Origin of the sequence: Enterobacter cloacae complex sp. P18RS (assembly GCF_014982105.1) — a bacterium.
GTDB lineage: Bacteria > Pseudomonadota > Gammaproteobacteria > Enterobacterales > Enterobacteriaceae > Enterobacter > Enterobacter hormaechei_C.
In genome coordinates this window covers 1-21,056 of sequence record NZ_JADCKV010000016.1, presented here as the reverse complement: position 1 = coordinate 21,056, position 21,056 = coordinate 1, and the positions used below count along the sequence as shown (strand labels likewise).

Here is a 21,056-nt window from a genome sequence, read left to right as displayed (position 1 = left end):
CAGGTATTACACTTATGTTCAGATCCATTCGCGCCCGCATCATTGCCGCGACGACAGGCTGTCTGGTCGTCGCCCTTCTTCTTAATACCATTATTAACTTTCAGGTCACGCGCCAGGATAATCAGCAGTCGCAGCGCGATATTCTGACCAGCACCAGCGCCAGCCACAACATGGCGATTGCCGACTGGGTGAACAGCAAAATGACCGTCATCACCTCGGCGCAACCAGTCGCGCTCAGCGACGATCCGGTTCCGGTGTTTAAACAGCTTGCGCTGGCGGGTGGATTCACCAACGTCTACGTGGGTTATGCCAGCAAAACGGCTAAATTTTCTGACCCAACCGGGGTACCCGCTGATTACGATCCCACCCTTCGCCCGTGGTATCAGCAGGTCGTCAGCGCTGATGGCCCGGTAGTGACTGCACCCTATGTGGACGCGGGCACCGGGAAACTGGTGGTGACGTTCGCGGTACCGGTTAAAGAGCAAGGCGCCCTGAAAGCGGTGGTGGCGGGCGATGTGGCGATGGACAGCGTGGTAGCTAACGTGCGCGGTATTCACCCGACCCCGGCCAGCAGCGGACTGCTTCTGGACAGCAACGGCACCGTTATTGCCGGCAGCGATCCTGCGCTGACGCTTAAGCCTTTTACGGAGACGATCAAAGGGACCGATTTTGCCATCCTGAAAAGCGGCAACCTGGTTGACGGAACGTTTAACGGACGCGAAAAAACGTTCCTGGCCACCGCCGTACCGGGGACGCACTGGCTGCTGGTTGTGGCGCTCGATAACGGCGATGCCACCGCCGGGATGCGGTCATTGCTAAAAGCATCTGCATTGTCTCTGGCGATCCTCGCCCTGCTGAGCGGAGCCCTCATGCACCTCCTGATTGCCCGCCTGCTTAAGCGGCTGTCCGGTATCCGTGACGCGATGAACAGCATTGCCAACGGTACTAACGATCTGTCGCAGCGTCTGCCGGATAAGGGGGGCGATGAAGTGGCGCAAATTGCGCAGGCGTTTAACGCCTTCAGCGATAAGCTTTCTGTGGTGATGGTCCAGCTGCGTGATGCCAGCGCCTCAGTGAAAAACGCAGCGCATGAGATTGCGGCAGGTAATCAGGATCTTTCCGGGCGTACCGAGCAGGCGGCATCAAGCCTTCGCGAAACCGCCAGCGCCGTGGAAGAGATCACGGCCTCCGTTACGCAGTCAAACGAGTCGGCAGCAGAAGCGAACGAACAGGCGAGCAAGGCCTCTGCCGCCGCATCCCGCGGCGGCGACGTCGTCGCTCAGGCCATCAGCACCATGCAGTCCATCGAACTGGCTTCCGCGAAAATCGGCGATATCACCAGCGTCATTGACGGCATCGCCTTCCAGACCAATATTCTGGCGCTTAACGCCTCGGTGGAAGCGGCGCGTGCCGGGGAGCAAGGCCGTGGGTTCGCGGTCGTTGCGGGGGAAGTACGTAACCTGGCCAGCCGCAGTGCTCAGGCGGCGAAGGAGATCAAATCCCTTATTGATTCCACCACCGAAAGCGTTGCAACCGGCTCCCGGTTTGTGCACCTTGCGGGCGACAGCATGGATGAGATCCGCGCCAGCGTCGGGAGCGTGTCAGGCATTATGCGTGAAATATCCATTGCCACCCGCGAGCAGATGAAAGGGATCCATGAGATTAACCACGCGGTGACTCACCTGGATCGCATGGTGCAGCAGAACGCCGAACTTGTTGTACAGTCTGCTGCGGCGGCCAGCGCGCTGCAAAGCCAGGCAGGCGACCTTGCTGAGACCGCTGGCCATTTCCGCATATAATTTTTCCCGGGCGCGCGTTAAGCAGGGTAAACGCGCGTCCGCTGAAAGGTTTCAGAGATTTTGTCATTTTTGTTTAATCGTTGCGCCATTTTTTGATCGAAATCAGCATCCCACCCCTGCCCCTTTGGTGTTATGCAATGAGTAAATTGTGAACAACATCACGCTCGGGATGGGCAAAAACGACGGGGTATAAAATGGCACGAGTTAAAACGAGTCTGAAACTGTTTGGCGGGGATACGGTAGTGGTGCGTTGCTCAGAGCGTTGCCGCATCCATCTGATGAGTACAAAAGGACAGAAGCAATCGCAGGCAGATATCCTTACCGTCCAGGACGATAAGGCCTGGCTGACGGTGCCTTACACCGGCACCTGGGATGTGCTGATCGACAGCCACAGCCAGTCGCTCGAACATTCCGTAAGTTACGTGGCGGCATAACCGTAAACGCCCGGTCAGCCGGGCGTATTATCAGGCAAAACCCGGCCGCAGCGTATTGCTGAGCGGGTTCCCTTCCAGCAGCGCTTTCACCTTCACCACCAGCTCACTCAGACAGTCGTCCTGCATACCGAGACGCGTCAGCTCCTGATCGAGCGAGAAAAGGTACTGGGCGTTAGTGCCCAGCGGTCCGCTGGCGGCGGCAATCAGCGGGGCAATCACCTGGGTTCGGGTATCGGCTTCATACAGCGGGTGGCGCGGATCCATAATGAACACCAGCGCGTTGACGGTGCGCCCGTCATCCAGTTCCAGCTTGCACCAGCTGGGCATATAGCAGCCCGTGATCATCTCGCGCTTCCACAGCAGCGTCAGCTCATCTTCCAGCGTGGTATCCGGCAGCCGGTATGCCACGCCCGTGGTGCGCCCGCCCTCTTTTAGTGCAAGCATGCGGCCAGGCTGACAGGCGCTGCCACGTCCGGCGGTCAGGCGCAAACAAAAGGCGCGGTGCCACCCAGGCAGCGTTCCGGTTGCTGATTCAACAAATTCGAGCGCCGGGTTCCACATCAGCGAGCCGTAACCAAAGATCCAGACCGGGCCATCATCCGGGCGGCAGGCCAGCGTTGCCGCAAGCGACGCCGCACGTTGTTCAGCCGACCACAGAAGCGATTCCTCAATAGCACCAAATGCCGTCTTACAATCTGCCTTCATCAAGAAATCACGCGTTAACACATTCCACCTCCGCCACTGCATGCTTCCTTGCGACATCTGTAATTCGCCTTCCCGGCATTCCGTGCTGTTCATTTTAACAGCAGTTGAGCAACGATAAGCAATTCGCGGGCCAGATGCAATACAGCGGCAGGTCAACCGCCTGAAATGTCAAAATGGAGGCAGCGTGTTATTTGGCGGCTATTTCTTTTTGTGCCATTTATCATCGTCCCCTTTCTCATAGTCATTTTTCACGGCGGCCCAGGCCACCTTATGCGCCGTCTCTTCACGGCTGGCATCGTCCCGGCGATCTTCTTTATCTTTGTACTGATCCCAGGCGCTGTTAAAGGCTTCTTTGTAGATATCCTGGGCGTGGGCAGGCAATACGTTTTGCACGTTATCCGGTAATTCGCTTTTCGATTTGTATGGCATCGTTAACCTCTCTTTTGGCTAAAAGATAAGTGTGGACGACGATACGCGAGGGTGCCACTCGACAGAAAGAAATGAACAATATAAAAATGTAATTCATTGTTATTAAACTAATATTTAACAGAGATAAGGCATTATAAGCCTCAGACATAAAAATTATAATAAAGGGTAAAATTAAGTAAAAAATACAGGGTATTTAACAGATTTCTGTTAATTTAATACCTTTAAAATCTATCTATAATTACAAGCACCTGCATTGTTGGAGAAACACATGACAGCAACACACGAGGCGGTAAAAACCCGCCACAAGGAGACCTCTCTCATTTTCCCGGTTCTGGCACTGGCTGTGCTGCTCTTCTGGGGAAGCAGTCAGTCATTGCCAGTGGTTGTGGGGATCAATATTCTGGCTCTGGTGGGTATTTTAACCAGTGCATTTAGCGTGGTACGCCATGCGGATGTGTTAGCCCACCGTCTTGGAGAGCCGTATGGGTCATTAATTTTAAGCCTTTCGGTTGTGATTCTTGAAGTCAGTTTAATTTCCGCATTAATGGCCACCGGCGACGCCGCGCCAACGCTAATGCGCGATACGCTCTACTCCATCATTATGATTGTTACCGGCGGCCTGGTCGGTTTTTCACTTTTATTAGGTGGTCGCAAATTTGCCACCCAGTACATGAACCTCTTTGGCATTAAACAGTACCTGATCGCCCTGTTCCCGCTGGCGATTATTGTGCTGGTATTTCCGATGGCGCTGCCGGGTGCAAATTTCACCACCGGCCAGGCGCTGCTGGTGGCGCTGATTTCCGCGGCGATGTACGGCGTGTTCCTGCTGATCCAGACCAAAACGCACCAGAGCCTGTTTGTTTACGAGCATGAAGACGACGGCGACGACGATGACCCGCATCACGGTAAGCCGTCGGCGCACAGCAGCGCGTGGCATACGGTTTGGCTGATCGTGCATCTGATTGCCGTTATTGCGGTCACCAAGATGAATGCGAACCCGCTGGAGGCGCTGTTAACTGAACTGAACGCGCCGGTCGCCTTTACCGGTTTCCTGGTGGCCCTGTTGATCCTGTCGCCAGAAGGCCTGGGAGCGCTGAAAGCGGTGCTCAATAATCAGGTGCAGCGTGCGATGAATCTGTTCTTCGGCTCCGTTCTGGCGACCATCTCCCTTACCGTTCCGGTGGTGACGTTGATTGCCTTTATGACGGGAAATGAATTGCAGTTTGCGCTGGGTGCGCCAGAGATGATTGTGATGGTGGCATCCTTGCTGCTGTGCCAGATATCCTTCTCCACCGGCCGCACCAATGTGCTGAACGGCGCGGCGCATATGGCGCTGTTTATTGCGTATCTGATGACGATATTTGCGTAATTTTTTTGCCGGGTAGCGCTACGCTTACCCGGCCTACGAAACCCGTAGGCCCGCGCAAGCGTAGCGCCGCCGGGCAAAGAAAAACCCGCCGAAGCGGGTTTTTTTATTAGTTGCTGGTATCCAGCTCGTCGAAGCTCTTCACCAGATCGTCAATCGCTTTGATCTGTTTCAGGAACGGCTCCAGCTTATCCAGCGGCAGCGCGGATGGACCGTCGCATTTCGCGTTAGCCGGATCCGGGTGCGCTTCAATGAACAGACCCGCCAGGCCGGTTGCCATACCGGCGCGCGCCAGTTCGGTCACCTGCGCACGACGCCCGCCAGACGCGGCGCCAAACGGGTCGCGGCATTGCAGGGAGTGGGTCACGTCGAAAATCACCGGAGACTGGTTAGAGACGTTCTTCATCACGCTGAAGCCCAGCATATCTACAACCAGGTTGTCATAACCGAAGTTTGAACCACGGTCGCAGAGGATCACCTGGTCGTTACCGCCTTCGATAAACTTGTCGACGATGTTACCCATCTGGCCAGGGCTCACGAACTGCGGTTTTTTCACGTTAATCACGGCACCGGTTTTCGCCATCGCTTCTACCAGGTCAGTCTGGCGAGCGAGGAACGCCGGAAGCTGAATCACGTCTACCACATCAGCCACGGGCTGTGCCTGAGACGCTTCGTGCACGTCGGTGATCACTTTCACGCCAAACGTCTGTTTCAACTCCTGGAAAATCTTCATCCCCTCTTCCAGGCCCGGGCCACGGTAGGAGTGAATGGAGGAGCGGTTGGCTTTGTCAAAAGAGGCTTTAAACACGTACGGGATGCCCAGCTTTTGGGTCACGGTCACGTAGTGTTCGCAGATGCGCATAGCGAGATCGCGGGATTCCAGAACGTTCATACCGCCAAACAGTACGAACGGCAGGTCGTTTGCCACGTTGATATCACCAATGCTAACCACTTTTTGTTTCATAGGATCGCCTTATTCAGGTGTGAATCGGAATTAAGATTAATGCAGTGTAATGTGTTTATGCGCGATCGCGTTAATCTGCGCGCGGATCATCTCGCTGATCGGGTCTTCCGGACATTGCTCGACGAAATAATTCAAATCATTCAGCGCCACGTGCTCGCAGTCGAGCTGCGCATAAATCAGGCCGCGGTCGCGGATTTCGTACGGATCTTCCGGATTGAACTGCAACAGCACTTCGCTTGCGCGCAGAGCCAGCTCCATCTGACGCTCTTCCATCAGCGCAGACTTCAGCGTATCCAGGAGCTTACGGATCACTTCGGCGTTATCGGCTTCATCGAGATCTTCATTGAACAGCTCAGCTATCGGGCTGATGTTGCCTTTCAGCCAGACGTCCAGCGTATGCTCATCCAGCGTGTCGCCGTTAAACGGATTGATTAACCACATCTCACCGTCCAGCCACTCCGCCCGCAAAATCATCTGCGTCGGGAAAATGACCGGCACCAGTGGAATATCCAGCTCGTGCGCAACCCACAGTAAAATGGCGCCCAACGCGACGGCGCTGCCCTGACGATTTTTCAACACCTGGTCCAGCCACAGTGCGTCAGACAGGCGGTACACGCCTCGCGTGTCGCAGAAACCCCATTCGCCGTAGAAAAGCTCAATCAGCTTCTCTAATTGCCAGTCCTGCGGACGGGCCTGATTGATCTCTTCGCGCGCCAGGCTGACCAGATTCTCCAGTTCAGCGTAAACGTACTGTGACGTAAAATCGTCGCGGATCATCTCTGAAATCAGGATCATACCATCGCAGAGCGGCACTTTGTTAAATTCGAAATCGGCTAAGGACCTCATGACTTACCCCAGTAACGGTATTCTTGTGGTGGCGAGTTTAATGATGATGTACAGCACCACCAGACCCAGCAAAAAGGCGATAAACCCTGTCTGCTGGCTGCGCGGACGATGACGCCCAAGCGCGATAAAACCCAAAACGATGTAGATGATAACGCCAAACAGCTTTTCAGTCAGCCATGCGCCTTTATCAGTAAATGGCAGATAGCCGGTTTTCCACATTAACCCGGCTCCGGAAAGGAACAGCACCGTGTCGATACAGTGCGGGGCGATGCGTACCCAGCGGGCGTTAATCAGCGGATTGTTGCTGTAGCGCCACCAGTAGCGGGCAATGAAAAAGCCGATGGTCAGGGCAACGGAAACCAGGTGAACGGAGATCAGCAGCGTAAACAGGCTCATGACCACTGCCCCAGCGTCAGACGTTCATTGCCGCCGTAATCCCGGCAGGTTTCCACCGCAGCGTATCCGGCACGCGTAAACAGCGCTCGCACCGCCTCTCCCTGCGTCCAGCCATGTTCCACCAGCAGCCAGCCACCGGGAAGCAAATGTTGCCGTGACGTTGTCACAATGTGATCGAGATCCGCAAGTCCCTGATTCACAGCGACCAGCGCGGTCAACGGTTCAAAACGCACGTCGCCCTGCGCGAGATGCGGATCGTCTTCGTCGATGTAGGGCGGATTGCTGACAATCATTTCGAACATGCGGCTTTCAAGCGCGGCAAACCAGCTGCTTTGCAGAACGGAAACATTGTTCAGCCCCAGCCGTTCAACGTTGCGCTGCGCGAGGGCGACCGCATCCGGCATCACGTCTACCGCCGTCACGGTGCAGTCCGGTCGCTCGCTGGCAAGCGCCAGCGCAATCGCGCCGGTGCCAGTACCGAGATCGAGGATCTGACACGGCTGCGCCGGTAACCGCGCCAGCGCCTGCTCCACCAGACACTCGGTGTCCGGGCGCGGGATCAGCGTGGCCGCTGAAACGTACAGCGGAAGCGACCAGAACTCGCGTTCGCCAACCAGATGCGCCACCGGCTCGCCGGTTTTACGGCGGGCAAGCAGCGCCTCCAGCTGCGATTGCTGTTCAGCGGTCAGCGCGGTTTCGCCGAAGGCCAGCAGATATGTGCGGGCTTTACCCGTCACATGCTCAAGCAGAATTTCGGCGTCGCGCTTCGGGCTTTCACTTGCAGAAAGCTCACTGGCGGCATGGCGTAACCAGCGCTGAAAATCCATTAATCCTGCTCGGACAGTGCCGCCAGCTGGTCGGCCTGGTATTCCTGCACGATAGGCTCAATCAGCATATCGAGCTTGCCTTCCATCGCCTCATCCAGACGGTAGAGCGTCAGGTTGATGCGATGGTCGGTTACGCGACCCTGCGGGAAGTTATAGGTACGGTTACGGTCGCTACGATCGCCGCTGCCCAGCAGGTTACGGCGGGTAGAGGCTTCCGCCTGCTGGCGTTTCGCCATTTCAGCCGCGTGGATACGGGCGCCCAGCACGGATAACGCTTTAGCCTTGTTCTTGTGCTGGGAACGTTCATCCTGACACTCAACCACAATCCCGGTGGGCAGGTGAGTAATACGGATAGCGGAGTCGGTGGTGTTAACGTGCTGACCACCTGCCCCTGAAGAGCGGAAGGTGTCGATGCGCAGATCCGCCGGGTTGATATCCGGCAGTTCCGCTTCCGGCAGCTCCGGCATCACCGCCACCGTACAGGCTGACGTATGAATGCGTCCCTGAGATTCTGTCGCAGGCACGCGCTGCACGCGGTGACCGCCGGATTCAAATTTCAGTCGACCGTACACGCCGTCGCCGCTGATCTTGGCGATAACCTCTTTGTAGCCGCCATGCTCGCCTTCGTTGGCGCTCATGATCTCCACGCGCCAGCGACGGGATTCGGCATAACGACTGTACATACGGAACAGATCCCCGGCGAACAGCGCCGCTTCGTCGCCGCCGGTACCGGCGCGGACTTCCACAAAGGCGTTACGCTCATCGTCCGGATCTTTCGGCAGCAGAAGCACCTGAAGCTGCTGCTCCATCTCTTCTGAACGCGCTTTTGCGTCCTGTAACTCTTCCTGCGCCATCTCGCGCATCTCAGGATCGTCGAGCATCATCTGCGCGGTTTCGATATCTTCCTGGACCTGTCGCCAGTCGGTAAAGCATTTTGAAACATCACTTAACTGCGCGTATTCACGCGACAGCGCGCGAAAACGTTCCTGGTCGGCAATGGTCCCGGCATCACCGAGCAGCGCCTGGACTTCTTCATGGCGCTCGTGCAGAGCTTCCAGTTTAGCGACGATAGAAGGCTTCATAGGCGTAAATGCACCTTGTCTTAGAAAATGGGTATAGGGCGCTATTCCAGCCCGAGGCTGTTGCGCAGAATAGTCAGGCGTTCATCGTCCCCGTCACGGGCAGCCTGCTGAAGAGATTTGGTTGGGGCATGGATCAGGCGGTTGGTCAGTTTCCAGGCTAAATCCTGCATAATCGCCTGCGCGTCGCCGCCCTGTTCAAGGGCCGCTAACGCTTTGGCTGTAAGGTCATCACGCACCTGCTCCGCCTGACCGCGGTATTCGCGGATGGTCTCGCTGACGCTTTGCGCGCGCAGCCAGGCCATAAATTCGCTGGTTTCCTGTTCAACGATGGTTTCCGCCTGCACAGCCGCCGCCTTACGCTGGGCAAGGTTGTGCGAAATGATGCTTTGCAGGTCATCCACGCTGTACAGGTAGGCGTTCGCCAGTTTGCCCACTTCCGGTTCGACATCACGCGGAACGGCGATATCCACCAGCAGCATCGGCTGATTGCGGCGGGATTTCAGCGCACGCTCGACCATCCCTTTCCCGATAATCGGCAGCGGGCTGGCGGTAGAACTGATAATAATGTCCGCCTCTTTCAGACGTTCATCGATGTAGCTCAGCGCAATCACCTCAGCGCCCACTTCGTCCGCCAGCACCTGCGCACGTTCGCGGGTGCGGTTGGCAATGATCATCTTCTTCACCTTGTGTTCGCGAAGATGGCGCGCCACCAGCTCGATGGTTTCGCCCGCTCCCACCAGCAGTACGGTGACGGTCGACAGGGATTCAAAAATTTGACGGGCAAGGGTACAGGCCGCGAAAGCAACCGAAACCGCACTGGCGCCAATGTCGGTTTCGGTTCGCACACGCTTCGCCACGGAGAATGACTTCTGGAACATTCGTTCCAGTTCGCTGGCTTTCAGATGCCCTTTCTGGGAATCCGCGAAGGCTTTTTTCACCTGGCCAAGGATCTGCGGCTCGCCCAGCACCAGCGAATCCAGACCGCTGGCCACGCGCATCAGATGGCTGACCGCATCGTTATCCTGATGCCAGTACAGGCTGTTGCGCAGCTCTTCTTCGTTGAGGTTGTGGTAGTCACACAGCCAGCGGATCAGCGCCTCGTGCAGGTTGTCCTGCTCTTCTACGCTCAAATACAGCTCGGTACGGTTGCACGTCGACAGCACCACGCCACCCTGCACCATCGGCTGTGCAAGCAGGCTGTCCAGCGCCAGGTCGAGCGTATCCGGCGAAAACGTAACGCGTTCTCGCAGTGAAACCGGGGCCGTTTTGTGGTTAATACCGAGTGCTAATAGGGTCATGTTGAGCGGGAGTAGTACCAGCGTTAATAAGGTTAGCAGGACGCATCATACAGGATGCGCGAGATCAATAAAAGAGACTGCCCCCTTTCGGAGTAATAGCTTACGCCACGCTTTGAGATAATTTGAACGTAGACGGTGGCACCCTTCAACGCTAGCATTAACAGTTATAACTGCAACGTATCTCAAGGATTTGTCATCATTATGACCCGAATGATTCGCCTGCTGCCTCTGGCGGCCCTGGTTCTGACCGCCTGTTCCGTTCATCAGCCGAAAGGCCCGGGCAAAAGCCCTGACTCACCGCAGTGGCGTCAGCACCAGCAGGACGTGCTGAAATTAAGCCAGTACCAGACCCGCGGTGCATTTGCTTATCTCTCTGACGAACAAAAAGTTTATGCTCGCTTCTTCTGGCAGCAAACGGGTCAGGACAACTATCGCCTGCTGCTGCTGAACCCGCTGGGCAGCACCGAGCTGGAGCTTAACGCGAAGCCTGGCGAAGCGCAGATCACCGATAACAAAGGCCAGCACTACACGGCAACCGACGCCGAAGAGATGATTGGCAAGCTGACCGGGATGCCGATTCCGCTCAATAGTCTGCGCCAGTGGATCCTTGGCCTGCCGGGTGACGCAACCGACTATACGCTCGACGATCAATACCGTCTGAGCCAGGTGAACTACACCCAGGGCGGTAAAACCTGGAAAGTGGTGTACAGCGCGTATGACAGCAAGACGCAACCGTCGCTGCCGTCCAATATGGAGCTGACGCAGGGTAGCCAGCGTATCAAGCTGAAAATGGACAACTGGATCGTTAAATGATGACCCACTGGCCCTCTCCCGCAAAACTGAACCTGTTTCTCTACATTACCGGGCAGCGCGCTGACGGCTATCACACCCTGCAAACGCTGTTTCAGTTTGTCGATTACGGCGACACCATCTCCATCGAACCGCGTCAGAACGGGCAGATTTGCCTGCTGACGCCGGTCGACGGCGTGGCGCATGACGATAACCTGATCGTGCGCGCTGCTCGCCTGCTGATGAAAACGGCGTCGACGTCGGGTCGTCTGCCGGCGGGAAGCGGTGCGGATATCCGTATCGACAAACGCCTGCCGATGGGCGGCGGTCTTGGCGGCGGCTCATCAAACGCCGCGACTGTACTGGTGGCGCTTAACCACCTCTGGGGCTGCGGTCTGACGACGGACGAACTGGCAGCGTTAGGGTTGACGCTGGGCGCCGATGTACCGGTGTTTGTGCGCGGCCACGCGGCGTTCGCTGAAGGTGTCGGTGAAATCCTCACGCCGGTCGATCCGCCGGAAAAATGGTATCTGATCGTTCACCCCGGCGTGAGCATTCCTACCCCGGTCATCTTTAAAGATCCTGACCTGAAAAGAAATACCCCGGCACGGTCAATAAAAACGTTATTAAATTGTGAATTCAGCAACGATTGCGAGGATATCGCAAGAAAACGTTTTCGCGAGGTTGATGCGGTGCTTTCCTGGCTGTTAGAATACGCGCCGTCGCGCCTGACCGGTACAGGGGCCTGTGTCTTTGCTGAATTTGACACCGAAACCGCCGCCCGTCAGGTGCTTGAGCAAGCGCCGGTTTGGCTGCATGGTTTTGTAGCACGCGGGATGAACACCTCCCCCCTACAGCAGGCCATTCTGGCGCAGACTGAGTTTCGGTGACAACGTCACCCTGTTCCAGACGTTGCATCGCGCTCTTTAATACACCGCCTGGATAGCGTTTGCTTAGGCCCCGCAGTTTGCGGCGAACGCTATCCACCACTGGACGCATGCCTGAGGTTCTTCTCGTGCCTGATATGAAGCTTTTTGCTGGTAACGCCACCCCGGAACTAGCACAACGTATTGCCAACCGCCTGTACACTTCCCTCGGCGACGCCGCTGTAGGTCGCTTTAGCGACGGCGAAGTCAGCGTACAAATTAACGAAAATGTACGCGGTGGTGATATTTTCATCATCCAGTCCACCTGTGCTCCAACGAACGACAACCTGATGGAATTGGTTGTTATGGTCGACGCGCTGCGTCGTGCTTCTGCTGGCCGTATCACTGCTGTTATTCCTTACTTTGGCTATGCACGTCAGGACCGTCGCGTCCGTTCCGCGCGTGTGCCAATCACCGCTAAAGTTGTCGCTGACTTCCTGTCCAGCGTCGGCGTTGACCGCGTACTGACGGTTGACCTGCACGCAGAGCAGATCCAGGGCTTCTTCGACGTGCCGGTTGATAACGTATTCGGCAGCCCAATCCTGCTGGAAGACATGCTGCAACTGAATCTGGACAACCCGATTGTGGTTTCTCCGGACATCGGCGGCGTGGTACGTGCGCGTGCTATCGCGAAGCTGCTGAACGATACCGACATGGCGATCATCGACAAACGCCGTCCACGCGCTAACGTTTCTCAGGTGATGCACATCATCGGTGACGTGGCTGGCCGCGACTGCGTGTTGGTGGACGACATGATCGATACCGGCGGTACGCTGTGTAAAGCCGCTGAAGCGCTGAAAGAGCGTGGTGCGAAACGCGTATTCGCTTACGCCACTCACCCGATCTTCTCCGGCAATGCGGTAAACAACCTCCGTAACTCCGTCATTGACGAAGTTGTGGTGTGCGATACCATTCCACTGAGCGACGAGATCAAAGCGCTGCCAAACGTGCGTACGTTGACTCTGTCCGGGATGCTGGCCGAAGCGATTCGTCGTATCAGCAACGAAGAATCGATCTCTGCAATGTTCGAACACTGATCGAACACTGCCAAAAAACCCGCTACGGCGGGTTTTTTTGTTTATAGTATTTATTTGTATGACTTATGCCTCCTTCACCTGCCATTCACATGACAGATGATGCGCACACGGATGATAGATAATTGTGAAAAACGTAACCTCCTCACATGTTCTGCCCTTTCGCGCCCTCATCGACGCCTGCTGGAAAGAGAAATACACATCGTCACGCTTTGTTCGTGACCTGATAGCCGGGATCACCGTCGGGATTATTGCCATCCCGCTGGCGATGGCGCTGGCGATTGGTAGCGGCGTCGCGCCGCAGTACGGGCTGTACACCTCGGCCGTTGCGGGGATTGTGATTGCGCTGACGGGCGGGTCCCGCTTCAGCGTCTCCGGCCCGACTGCCGCCTTTGTGGTGATCCTCTACCCGGTTTCCCAACAGTTTGGTCTGGCAGGCCTGCTGGTTGCCACCCTGATGTCCGGCATCTTTTTAATTCTGTTTGGTCTGGCCCGCTTTGGTCGCCTGATTGAATATATTCCCCTTTCCGTAACGCTGGGGTTCACCTCGGGGATTGGGATTACCATCGGGACCATGCAGATTAAGGATTTCCTCGGCCTGCAAATGGCCCATGTTCCGGAGCACTATTTACAGAAAGTGGGCGCGCTGTTTATGGCGTTGCCCACGGCCAACCTGGGCGATGCAGCCATTGGCATCGTTACCCTCGGCACACTTATCGTCTGGCCTCGCTTAGGCATTCGTCTCCCGGGGCATCTGCCCGCTCTGCTGCTGGGCTGCGCGGTGATGGGCGTTGTCAACCTGCTCGGTGGACAGGTCGCCACCATTGGCTCCCAGTTCCACTATGTTCTGGCGGACGGCTCACAGGGCAGCGGCATTCCGCAGCTGCTGCCACAGCTGGTTCTGCCGTGGGACATGCCGGGCTCAAGCTTCACCCTAAGCTGGGATTCCCTTCGCGCTCTGCTGCCTGCCGCGTTCTCCATGGCAATGTTGGGAGCGATTGAATCCCTGCTCTGCGCCGTCGTGCTCGACGGCATGACCGGCACTAAGCACAAAGCCAACAGCGAGCTGGTCGGCCAGGGGTTAGGGAACATCGTTGCACCGTTCTTCGGCGGTATTACCGCTACGGCTGCGATTGCCCGTTCCGCCGCGAACGTACGTGCGGGCGCGACATCACCGGTTTCGGCGGTCATTCACTCCCTGCTGGTGATCATGGCGCTGCTGATCCTTGCCCCGCTGCTTTCATGGCTTCCGCTCTCGGCCATGGCTGCGCTGCTGCTGATGGTGGCCTGGAACATGAGTGAGGCGCATAAGGTGGTTAACCTGCTGCGCCGTGCGCCGAAAGACGACATTATCGTGATGCTGATCTGCATGTCGTTGACCGTACTGTTCGATATGGTTATCGCCATCAGCGTCGGCATTGTGCTGGCCTCGCTGCTGTTTATGCGCCGCATCGCGCAGATGACGCGTCTCTCCCCGGTTAACGTTGAGGTGCCTGACGATGTGCTGGTGCTGCGCGTGATTGGCCCGCTGTTCTTCGCCGCGGCGGAAGGTCTGTTCAGCGATCTGGAATCCCGCATCGCGGGCAAACGGATTGTGGTGCTGAAGTGGGATGCCGTCCCGGTGCTGGATGCTGGCGGTCTGGATGCCTTCCAGCGCTTTGTTGCCCGCCTGCCGGAAGGCTGCGAGCTGCGGATAAGTAACCTTGAATTCCAGCCCCTGCGCACCATGGCGCGCGCGGGCGTGCAGCCGATCCCTGGCCGATTGTCCTTCTACCCTAACCGTGAAGCTGCATTAGCGGATCTGTGAGTCATCTGATGCAGAGACGCGTCTTTGCATCATCACCCCGATCGCCTGCTGGAGCCATTCAAGCACGGCAGGCGTCATCCACGTGCCTTTCATCAGATGCGGCTCCTGCTGCATGGCGAGGCGAAATTTTTGCTGGGTCTGCGGGTTTGTTCCTGCATAGGACTGGAATAAAACCAGCCACTTTTCTGCCAGCTTTTGCGCATCGTCAGAAGCGGGACTGAGATTATCCTGCTGCGCCTGATGCAGCTTCGCCACCAGCGGCGGCCACTCCATCATCCGGTCAAAGTAGTGCGCCCGGGTAAAGGCCATCTCTTCGGCAGTGAGATATTTCTCCCAGATGCTGAGCTTTGATTCGGCAAACGCCCGCGTGATGTAATCAGTTATCTCCGGCGTAATGCCGGTTTGCTCCTGCATCTGCGGCTCCACGCTGTGCATCTCGTTCAGACGGGTCAAAAATTCCGGTTTGCCTGCGGTATCCTGCTCCAGGCGTTCCATCCACCGTGAAGCCAAATCGGTCGCCCGCGCGTCCGTGACGCTGACGTTCTGTTCCAGCAAGTGTTTAACCTCCGTCACCAGACCCGACCAGATATCCGCCAGCGCCTCTTTCTCTACCGCAAACGGTAGTTGCTGCAACTCTTCTTTGCTAAACCAGCGATCGTACATATTCATTAACTCCAGAGTCTGTAGCCAGGATTCCAGATCCGGCGTCGCATCGTCGGTCAGCCCGGTACGCAATTCCACCAGCCGGTTGCGCAGCGTATGGATACTACGCAGTTGCTTGTCCAGCAGAGTGATTTGCCCGTCGAGTAATTCGGCTAATGACAGCGAACGCTGTTCCAGAAAATCCCTGATTTCGGCAAGCTCCAGCCCGGCTTTTGCCAGCGTCTGGATCATATGCAGACGCTGCACATCCGCCAGGTTATAAAGCCGGTAGCCTGCCGCGCTTCTGGCAGAAGGTAACAACAGCCCTGTTTGCTCGTAGTGATGCAAAGTCCGCACGGTGATCCCGGCACGTTTCGCCAGTTCACCCACCTGTATCAACATAACGGCTCCTTTTATTCTGCCAGTGTCGTTACTCTGGAGCCTTACGTTACGTGAGGGTCAATGCGTCATGCAAAAAAAAAACGACTTCAGATGAAGTCGTTTCGGTGTTCTTTATGGGGCACTAGCTATGCTTGCGCTGGTCGCGGCGGCATCGTTTATCGTAATGGCGCACCCACCAGTATTTATCGCAGACTTCCTCATGTCCGCTCACGCGCGCCCCGGCGAGCCACAATACCGCACCTAGGAAGATACTCAGCACCGCGCCATGCGCAAAGTATTGTGGGAGGTCAAGCTGCGGTAATTGGTTTAAGATTGAATAACCGACACCGGCGACCATCACGAACAGTCCCAACCCCATTAGCACGTTACCGAGCATTGAAGCGTTTTTGCGTTTCATATGTCACCTCCGGAACTTTGGGTTGTCAGGGGAAAAGCCCCTTTTCCTTGTGTGTAAAGTATAGACAACGCCTCTTATATGAGTTGCGTGAATGATCACATTTACTGATCACTCCCGGACAAAAATTTACAAATAAGACATTGAACAGCTTGAAATTCTAATTGTTCAAAGAGGAAATTATTCGCATTTCGGTGTACAGCAGGCAGAACTTTGTCAAGCGGCGCGCCAGACAGTAAACTACGCGCCAGATCTGGAACCCATTAGGAAGTAAATCGTGACGATTAAACTGATTGTCGGCCTCGCCAATCCGGGCGCAGAGTATGCCGCAACCCGCCATAACGCCGGCGCCTGGTATGTTGATCTGCTGGCGGAGCGTTTGCGCGCTCCCCTGCGTGAAGAACCCAAGTTTTACGGGTATACCTCACGCATCAATCTTGCGGGTGCCGACGTGCGGTTGCTGGTGCCAACCACCTTTATGAACCTGAGCGGCAAAGCCGTGGCGGCCATGGCAACGTTTTATCGCATCAATCCGGATGAGATTCTGGTGGCCCACGACGAACTGGACCTGCCGCCAGGCGTGGCGAAGTTCAAACTGGGCGGCGGTCATGGCGGCCACAATGGTCTGAAAGACATCATCAGCAAACTGGGTAATAACCCTAATTTCCACCGTTTGCGCGTGGGAATCGGCCATCCGGGCGATAAAAACAAAGTTGTTGGTTTCGTACTGGGTAAACCACCGGTTTCTGAGCAGAAGTTGATTGACGAAGCGGTGGACGAAGCGGCCCGCTGCACCGAGATTTGGCTTCAGGATGGCCTGACAAAAGCCACCAATCGACTGCACGCTTTCAAAGCGCAATAATCGGCGCCCTGGGGCTTTTTTACCGCGCGTCGCGCGGGTTACGTGTATAATAGGCGTAGTTATTTACTTTTCTTCAATCGGTTATCGTTAACGGATTGATTATCAAGATATTAAGGTGATTTAGAAATGGGATTCAAATGCGGTATCGTCGGTCTGCCAAACGTGGGCAAATCCACCCTGTTCAACGCGCTCACCAAAGCAGGTATTGAAGCGGCGAACTTCCCGTTCTGTACCATCGAGCCGAACACCGGTGTTGTTCCTATGCCCGATCCGCGTCTGGACCAGCTCGCGGAAATCGTGAAGCCGCAGCGCATTCTGCCAACTACCATGGAGTTCGTGGACATCGCGGGCCTGGTAAAAGGCGCATCCAAAGGTGAAGGCCTGGGCAACCAGTTCCTGACCAACATCCGTGAAACCGAAGCGATCGGCCACGTTGTGCGCTGCTTCGAGAACGACAACATTATCCACGTTAACAACAAAGTGGATCCGGCTGACGACATCGACGTCATCAACACCGAGCTGGCCCTCTCTGACCTTGACACCTGCGAGCGCGCCATTCACCGCGTGCAGAAGAAAGCCAAAGGCGGCGACAAGGACGCGAAAGCGGAACTGGCTGCGCTGGAAAAATGTCTGCCACAGCTGGAAAACGCGGGCATGCTGCGCGCGCTGAAAAACCTGACTGACGAAGACAAAGCGGCGATCAAATACCTGAGCTTCCTGACCCTGAAGCCAACCATGTACATCGCCAACGTCAACGAAGACGGTTTCGAGAACAACCCGTACCTCGACAAAGTGCGTGAAATCGCTGCGGCTGAAGGTTCTGTAGTTGTGGCGGTTTGCGCTGCCGTTGAATCCGACATCGCTGAGCTGGACGACGCCGACCGTGAAGAATTCATGGCCGAGCTGGGTCTGGAAGAGCCGGGCCTGAACCGCGTGATCCGCGCGGGCTATGAGCTGCTGAACCTGCAAACCTACTTCACCGCTGGTGTAAAAGAAGTGCGTGCGTGGACCATCCCTGTGGGTGCGACCGCGCCTCAGGCGGCTGGTAAGATCCACACCGACTTCGAGAAAGGCTTCATTCGTGCGCAGACTATCGCGTTTGAAGACTTCATCACCTACAAGGGTGAGCAAGGCGCGAAAGAAGCAGGCAAGATGCGTGCGGAAGGGAAAGATTACATCGTTAAAGATGGCGACGTGATGAACTTCTTGTTTAACGTTTGATTTGTTTTGAATAAAAAAAAATCCACGCTTTGGCGTGGATTTTTTTATTGTGAGGTTAAAACACATTGTCTAAGAGATCAGTTTTCATGCTGGAATCTAAGGGAATGATTTCGGCAGAAACAAGCCTAACGCCTGAAAAGAGCCCTCGCGCTAGCGCTCTTTAAGAGATGCAGGACTCTCAGATCTAGCGAGAATGACCCCACCAGTTCTTGGGATCCGTCTTCCGGAAGTCAGAAATATCCCCTCTGAATACCCTTTTTTAGTCACTCAACATGAGAAGGTATCGTTGCGTCAACCTCCTCAAGGGGTTTATATACGTCAATATGACAATGTAAACCGTAGTCATCTTTTTCCTCGTAGCCTTTTTTAAACTGCTTGATATAACTGCTGATACAGTTCCTTTTTTGCCACCGGTTATAGTTATCATTTTTGGCGCTTTTGAACTTAATACGCAGGGCCCGATTGAGACAACACGTTACGCTTCATATCCCAGGAATAAAACCAATCATGCCAGCCATTTTTTTTTGCTGGATAGCTACAGACAACGATCACTTCCTTTGACAGGTTGAATGTTAAGTAATAGAAAGTCGCACCTTCAGGAGGGGCTGACCAAAATAGTTTTTCGCCCTGAGCATTGAAGATGGTCAAAACGGTTGGTAATGGCTTAGGCTCGCTTAACACAAAGACTAACTGGCGTGTTAAGTCGACCAATGCATAGCTTAAAAATGACACACTAACCAGTATGTTACTTTCACCACACGCCCATTGAAGCAGGTCTTTTTCTTTAATACAAATGAGATTTTCAATCATTGGTAAACCTCAACGTTTAAAGTTTGATCTGCTTCAAATCACCTTCAAAAAGCCCCACAAGATATACCCGGTATCGGGCTGGCTGCACTTCTTTATACGTTAATACAGCGGAAAACTCTTTTAAACACTTTGAACATGTGTTTTTCGAAACATCTAATTGGCTTTCATCATAGCTATATTTCTTATGTTCACTATCAAGCTTCACACCTCTCATTTTCTTAACCAAAAAGCATTTTACCTCTTCTGTGAGCGTGTCAAACTCATATGAGTTTACGATAGAGTAGACTATTACCCCCTCGCATTCAGGGCATGTTATTTCCTTTCCATACTCTATGAAATCATTGTCAATGCCATCAAGGACTAATAACTTCTTTTTCAGTCGATTAGTAAGTTTCATTATTTAAATTTTAAGTTTATCAATAAAAAAGTAAGGCTATAAGAAATGGAGGATTTTATTAATCAATAACATCATTTAGTCAAACATTCCATTCTATATAAACACCACAATCGAAGCTTTTTTCATTAGACTGTACAACGATATTTCCCCATTCATGCCTCCATTGAAATCCATATGGGGGATTGTTAATTTTAAGCTTAGGATTTGAGGTTATTTCATTCTCAACCCATACTGTCAAACGCTGCTGCTCATCCGATAAATTACTCAGACTAGCCCTTTTATCCCAATCCTCTAACGTTTTATAAAAACTTCCATCCTTACTAGTAAGGAATAATGATGGAGAAAAAGAAAATGCTGAAGGCCTCAGTTCCAAAATGAAAACTTGATCTTTCCATTTAACATTATCGATAGCGAAATAAAAAGGACCTACTGTAGTCAATGGCGAGAAAAACTTGTAAAATGCGGAATTTTTAAAAGTATCAACATCTTTTAATTCGATGGGGTAGTTGTTAATTTCTACAAATCCGGTATGAACATCAAGTTTCATTTCTAACATATCTAAACCACCTTTTTTGGAAGTGACTACTTTATATTCCAAACTATATATACCCCATGATTAAATGACTTTGTCTCATATGAGACTGAAACCCGCCCCCACTCAAAGTTCCACCTAATGATGTCTGTTTCCGTGGTATCAGGCGTATCCAGGTTCAGTGATTCTTTCAGCCAATCAGACAGGCTTTTAACTGATTCATTTAGCATGTGAACATTAGTTCGTGCATTCCAATCATTTAATGATTTATAGTATTGACTATTTTTATCAACAAGATGAAGCATAAAATGAAAACCATAGCACACCGGGCGTATAGTAACTTGAAATTCTTTATCGAAAAACATTACTGAGTCAACAAGGTAGTGATTCGACATATTTTTATTTACAGCTTTGCGTTTTACTAATTCGTGGTATAAATCACATTTACAAAAGCCTTCTTCAGTATCTATTTTTAAAGGAAGACCATCAAGGTTTAGCTCACCGGTAATCGGGTTGAATTTAAATTCAATCATGCGACCTGAAGCTTATTTTTATTTGTAATAAGAAATGGCACTACAATGCAGCGTTGAGCAGTTTCATCTAATATAAAAGAATTATCTATTTTGATATTGACGTTGGCTCCAAATGCGTCCTCTGGTAATGGGTCGAATATAACATAATCTTTGTGAAGAACAGCACCTTGAGAAACATTGCCTTTTCCCCAGTAATTCAGCTTTTCGTCATAGTCTCTGGATCGTAACAATATTTGACTATGTGAAATCAGTAGCTCAACTATTTGTATTTTTTTATCATTCATTACATTACCTCGATTTTTATTATCGTTCTACCGATAATGTGGGGTCAGTCCATTAAAAATAAAATGCTTGTGAAATTCTTTAAGGGGTTAATGATTAGCTGTAATATGAAAACTGATAGGGGAAGCACCCTTCCCCTGATGCTCAAACTTTGAGCAGCATGTTAGTAACAAGCGCAAACCCTGAACCCCCCATTATAGTTTAATTAGGATATTCGGCAACAACTAACCGCCTGATCTAGTCCTCTCCATTACACAAATCACCAGCATAATTAAATAT

The 21,056-nt window shown here is 53.5% G+C and carries 24 protein-coding genes and 1 pseudogene; 9 read left to right on the top strand and 16 right to left on the bottom strand.

Annotated features, from left to right (window positions below):
- Positions 1 to 14: 14 nt before the first annotated feature.
- Positions 15 to 1,799, top strand: a complete 1,785-nt coding sequence (locus tag INF61_RS12270; RefSeq protein ID WP_047062506.1) for a methyl-accepting chemotaxis protein — start codon at positions 15 to 17, stop codon at positions 1,797 to 1,799.
- A 194-nt stretch (positions 1,800 to 1,993) separates the two neighbouring features.
- Positions 1,994 to 2,233 carry a hypothetical protein gene (locus INF61_RS12265; RefSeq protein ID WP_015570352.1) on the top strand — a complete coding sequence of 80 codons (240 nt, stop codon included), beginning with the start codon at positions 1,994 to 1,996 and terminating at the stop codon, positions 2,231 to 2,233.
- Between the two features lie 30 nt (positions 2,234 to 2,263).
- Here the strand turns inward: INF61_RS12265 and INF61_RS12260 are convergent, their stop codons facing one another.
- Together INF61_RS12260 and chaB are read right to left on the bottom strand one after the other, a co-directional pair.
- A complete protein-coding gene (locus INF61_RS12260) occupies positions 2,264 to 2,959 on the bottom strand; it encodes a gamma-glutamylcyclotransferase (protein ID WP_017384255.1) in 696 nt (231 codons plus the stop codon).
- Between the two features lie 177 nt (positions 2,960 to 3,136).
- The gene (gene chaB / locus INF61_RS12255; RefSeq protein WP_003856674.1) at positions 3,137 to 3,367 is read right to left on the bottom strand and encodes a putative cation transport regulator ChaB; all 231 of its coding nucleotides are present in this window, start codon (positions 3,365 to 3,367) and stop codon (positions 3,137 to 3,139) included.
- A 268-nt stretch (positions 3,368 to 3,635) separates the two neighbouring features.
- Between chaB and chaA the strand changes: the two genes are divergently transcribed.
- Complete coding sequence (gene chaA / locus INF61_RS12250) at positions 3,636 to 4,736, top strand: sodium-potassium/proton antiporter ChaA (RefSeq protein ID WP_003856672.1); 1,101 nt, start codon at positions 3,636 to 3,638, stop codon at positions 4,734 to 4,736.
- A gap of 106 nt (positions 4,737 to 4,842) precedes the next feature.
- On the opposite strand, the gene kdsA is transcribed toward chaA, so the two are convergent.
- The 6 genes from kdsA to hemA are packed head-to-tail and all read right to left on the bottom strand — an operon-like array spanning position 4,843 to position 10,146.
- A complete protein-coding gene (kdsA, locus tag INF61_RS12245; protein ID WP_003856671.1) occupies positions 4,843 to 5,697 on the bottom strand; it encodes a 3-deoxy-8-phosphooctulonate synthase in 855 nt (284 codons plus the stop codon).
- A 36-nt stretch (positions 5,698 to 5,733) separates the two neighbouring features.
- Entirely contained in the window at positions 5,734 to 6,543 is an 810-nt protein-coding gene (gene sirB1 / locus INF61_RS12240) for an invasion regulator SirB1 (RefSeq protein WP_006810913.1), read from the bottom strand.
- A 3-nt stretch (positions 6,544 to 6,546) separates the two neighbouring features.
- On the bottom strand, positions 6,547 to 6,939 hold the full coding sequence (gene sirB2, locus INF61_RS12235; RefSeq protein ID WP_017384257.1) for an invasion regulator SirB2: 393 nt from the start codon (positions 6,937 to 6,939) through the stop codon (positions 6,547 to 6,549).
- On the bottom strand, positions 6,936 to 7,766 hold the full coding sequence (gene prmC, locus INF61_RS12230; protein WP_193547789.1) for a peptide chain release factor N(5)-glutamine methyltransferase: 831 nt from the start codon (positions 7,764 to 7,766) through the stop codon (positions 6,936 to 6,938). The genes sirB2 and prmC overlap by 4 nt, the downstream gene beginning before the upstream one ends.
- Complete coding sequence (gene prfA / locus INF61_RS12225) at positions 7,766 to 8,848, bottom strand: peptide chain release factor 1 (RefSeq protein WP_003856667.1); 1,083 nt, start codon at positions 8,846 to 8,848, stop codon at positions 7,766 to 7,768. The genes prmC and prfA overlap by 1 nt, the downstream gene beginning before the upstream one ends.
- Positions 8,849 to 8,889: 41 nt before the next feature.
- The gene (gene hemA / locus INF61_RS12220) at positions 8,890 to 10,146 is read right to left on the bottom strand and encodes a glutamyl-tRNA reductase (protein ID WP_193547788.1); all 1,257 of its coding nucleotides are present in this window, start codon (positions 10,144 to 10,146) and stop codon (positions 8,890 to 8,892) included.
- Positions 10,147 to 10,347: 201 nt separating this feature from the next.
- On the opposite strand from hemA, the gene lolB reads away from it, so the two are divergent.
- The 4 genes from lolB (at position 10,348) to dauA (ending at position 14,702) form a co-directional block, all read left to right on the top strand.
- A complete protein-coding gene (gene lolB / locus INF61_RS12215; RefSeq protein ID WP_003856665.1) occupies positions 10,348 to 10,959 on the top strand; it encodes a lipoprotein insertase outer membrane protein LolB in 612 nt (203 codons plus the stop codon).
- Entirely contained in the window at positions 10,956 to 11,825 is an 870-nt protein-coding gene (gene ispE, locus INF61_RS12210; protein ID WP_045349665.1) for a 4-(cytidine 5'-diphospho)-2-C-methyl-D-erythritol kinase, read from the top strand. The genes lolB and ispE overlap by 4 nt, the downstream gene beginning before the upstream one ends.
- Positions 11,826 to 11,950: 125 nt before the next feature.
- Positions 11,951 to 12,898 (top strand): ribose-phosphate diphosphokinase, encoded by a 948-nt coding sequence (gene prs / locus INF61_RS12205; RefSeq protein ID WP_003856663.1) that lies wholly within the window; start codon positions 11,951 to 11,953, stop codon positions 12,896 to 12,898.
- 124 nt (positions 12,899 to 13,022) lie between these two features.
- Positions 13,023 to 14,702, top strand: coding sequence for a C4-dicarboxylic acid transporter DauA (gene dauA, locus INF61_RS12200; protein WP_023296766.1), 1,680 nt, complete (start codon positions 13,023 to 13,025; stop codon positions 14,700 to 14,702).
- On the opposite strand, the gene INF61_RS12195 is transcribed toward dauA, so the two are convergent.
- Both INF61_RS12195 and ychH read right to left on the bottom strand, forming a co-directional pair.
- The gene (locus INF61_RS12195) at positions 14,688 to 15,746 is read right to left on the bottom strand and encodes a MerR family transcriptional regulator (protein WP_045911245.1); all 1,059 of its coding nucleotides are present in this window, start codon (positions 15,744 to 15,746) and stop codon (positions 14,688 to 14,690) included. The two genes, dauA and INF61_RS12195, sit on opposite strands and share 15 nt — an antisense overlap.
- A gap of 121 nt (positions 15,747 to 15,867) precedes the next feature.
- On the bottom strand, positions 15,868 to 16,143 hold the full coding sequence (ychH, locus tag INF61_RS12190) for a stress-induced protein YchH (protein ID WP_003856655.1): 276 nt from the start codon (positions 16,141 to 16,143) through the stop codon (positions 15,868 to 15,870).
- A 274-nt stretch (positions 16,144 to 16,417) separates the two neighbouring features.
- Between ychH and pth the strand changes: the two genes are divergently transcribed.
- Together pth and ychF are read left to right on the top strand one after the other, a co-directional pair.
- The gene (gene pth, locus INF61_RS12185) at positions 16,418 to 17,002 is read left to right on the top strand and encodes an aminoacyl-tRNA hydrolase (RefSeq protein ID WP_006810922.1); all 585 of its coding nucleotides are present in this window, start codon (positions 16,418 to 16,420) and stop codon (positions 17,000 to 17,002) included.
- A 126-nt stretch (positions 17,003 to 17,128) separates the two neighbouring features.
- The gene (ychF, locus tag INF61_RS12180; protein ID WP_003856650.1) at positions 17,129 to 18,223 is read left to right on the top strand and encodes a redox-regulated ATPase YchF; all 1,095 of its coding nucleotides are present in this window, start codon (positions 17,129 to 17,131) and stop codon (positions 18,221 to 18,223) included.
- A gap of 55 nt (positions 18,224 to 18,278) precedes the next feature.
- On the opposite strand, the pseudogene INF61_RS22890 reads toward ychF, so the two are convergent.
- From INF61_RS22890 to comJ, 6 genes and pseudogenes are all read right to left on the bottom strand, one after another.
- Positions 18,279 to 18,569: pseudogene (locus tag INF61_RS22890) on the bottom strand (YciI family protein).
- 98 nt (positions 18,570 to 18,667) lie between these two features.
- Positions 18,668 to 19,033: a hypothetical protein gene (locus INF61_RS12175; protein ID WP_045911223.1), complete on the bottom strand. Its 366-nt coding sequence runs from the start codon at positions 19,031 to 19,033 to the stop codon at positions 18,668 to 18,670.
- 16 nt (positions 19,034 to 19,049) lie between these two features.
- Positions 19,050 to 19,430: a hypothetical protein gene (locus tag INF61_RS12170; RefSeq protein WP_047733876.1), complete on the bottom strand. Its 381-nt coding sequence runs from the start codon at positions 19,428 to 19,430 to the stop codon at positions 19,050 to 19,052.
- 79 nt (positions 19,431 to 19,509) lie between these two features.
- Positions 19,510 to 19,986: a hypothetical protein gene (locus INF61_RS12165; RefSeq protein ID WP_063413599.1), complete on the bottom strand. Its 477-nt coding sequence runs from the start codon at positions 19,984 to 19,986 to the stop codon at positions 19,510 to 19,512.
- Positions 19,987 to 20,012: 26 nt separating this feature from the next.
- Positions 20,013 to 20,495 (bottom strand): hypothetical protein, encoded by a 483-nt coding sequence (locus INF61_RS12160; RefSeq protein WP_023314281.1) that lies wholly within the window; start codon positions 20,493 to 20,495, stop codon positions 20,013 to 20,015.
- Positions 20,492 to 20,779: a competence protein ComJ gene (gene comJ / locus INF61_RS12155; protein ID WP_226847180.1), complete on the bottom strand. Its 288-nt coding sequence runs from the start codon at positions 20,777 to 20,779 to the stop codon at positions 20,492 to 20,494. Before comJ ends, INF61_RS12160 begins: the two co-directional genes overlap by 4 nt.
- Positions 20,780 to 21,056: the final 277 nt, after the last annotated feature.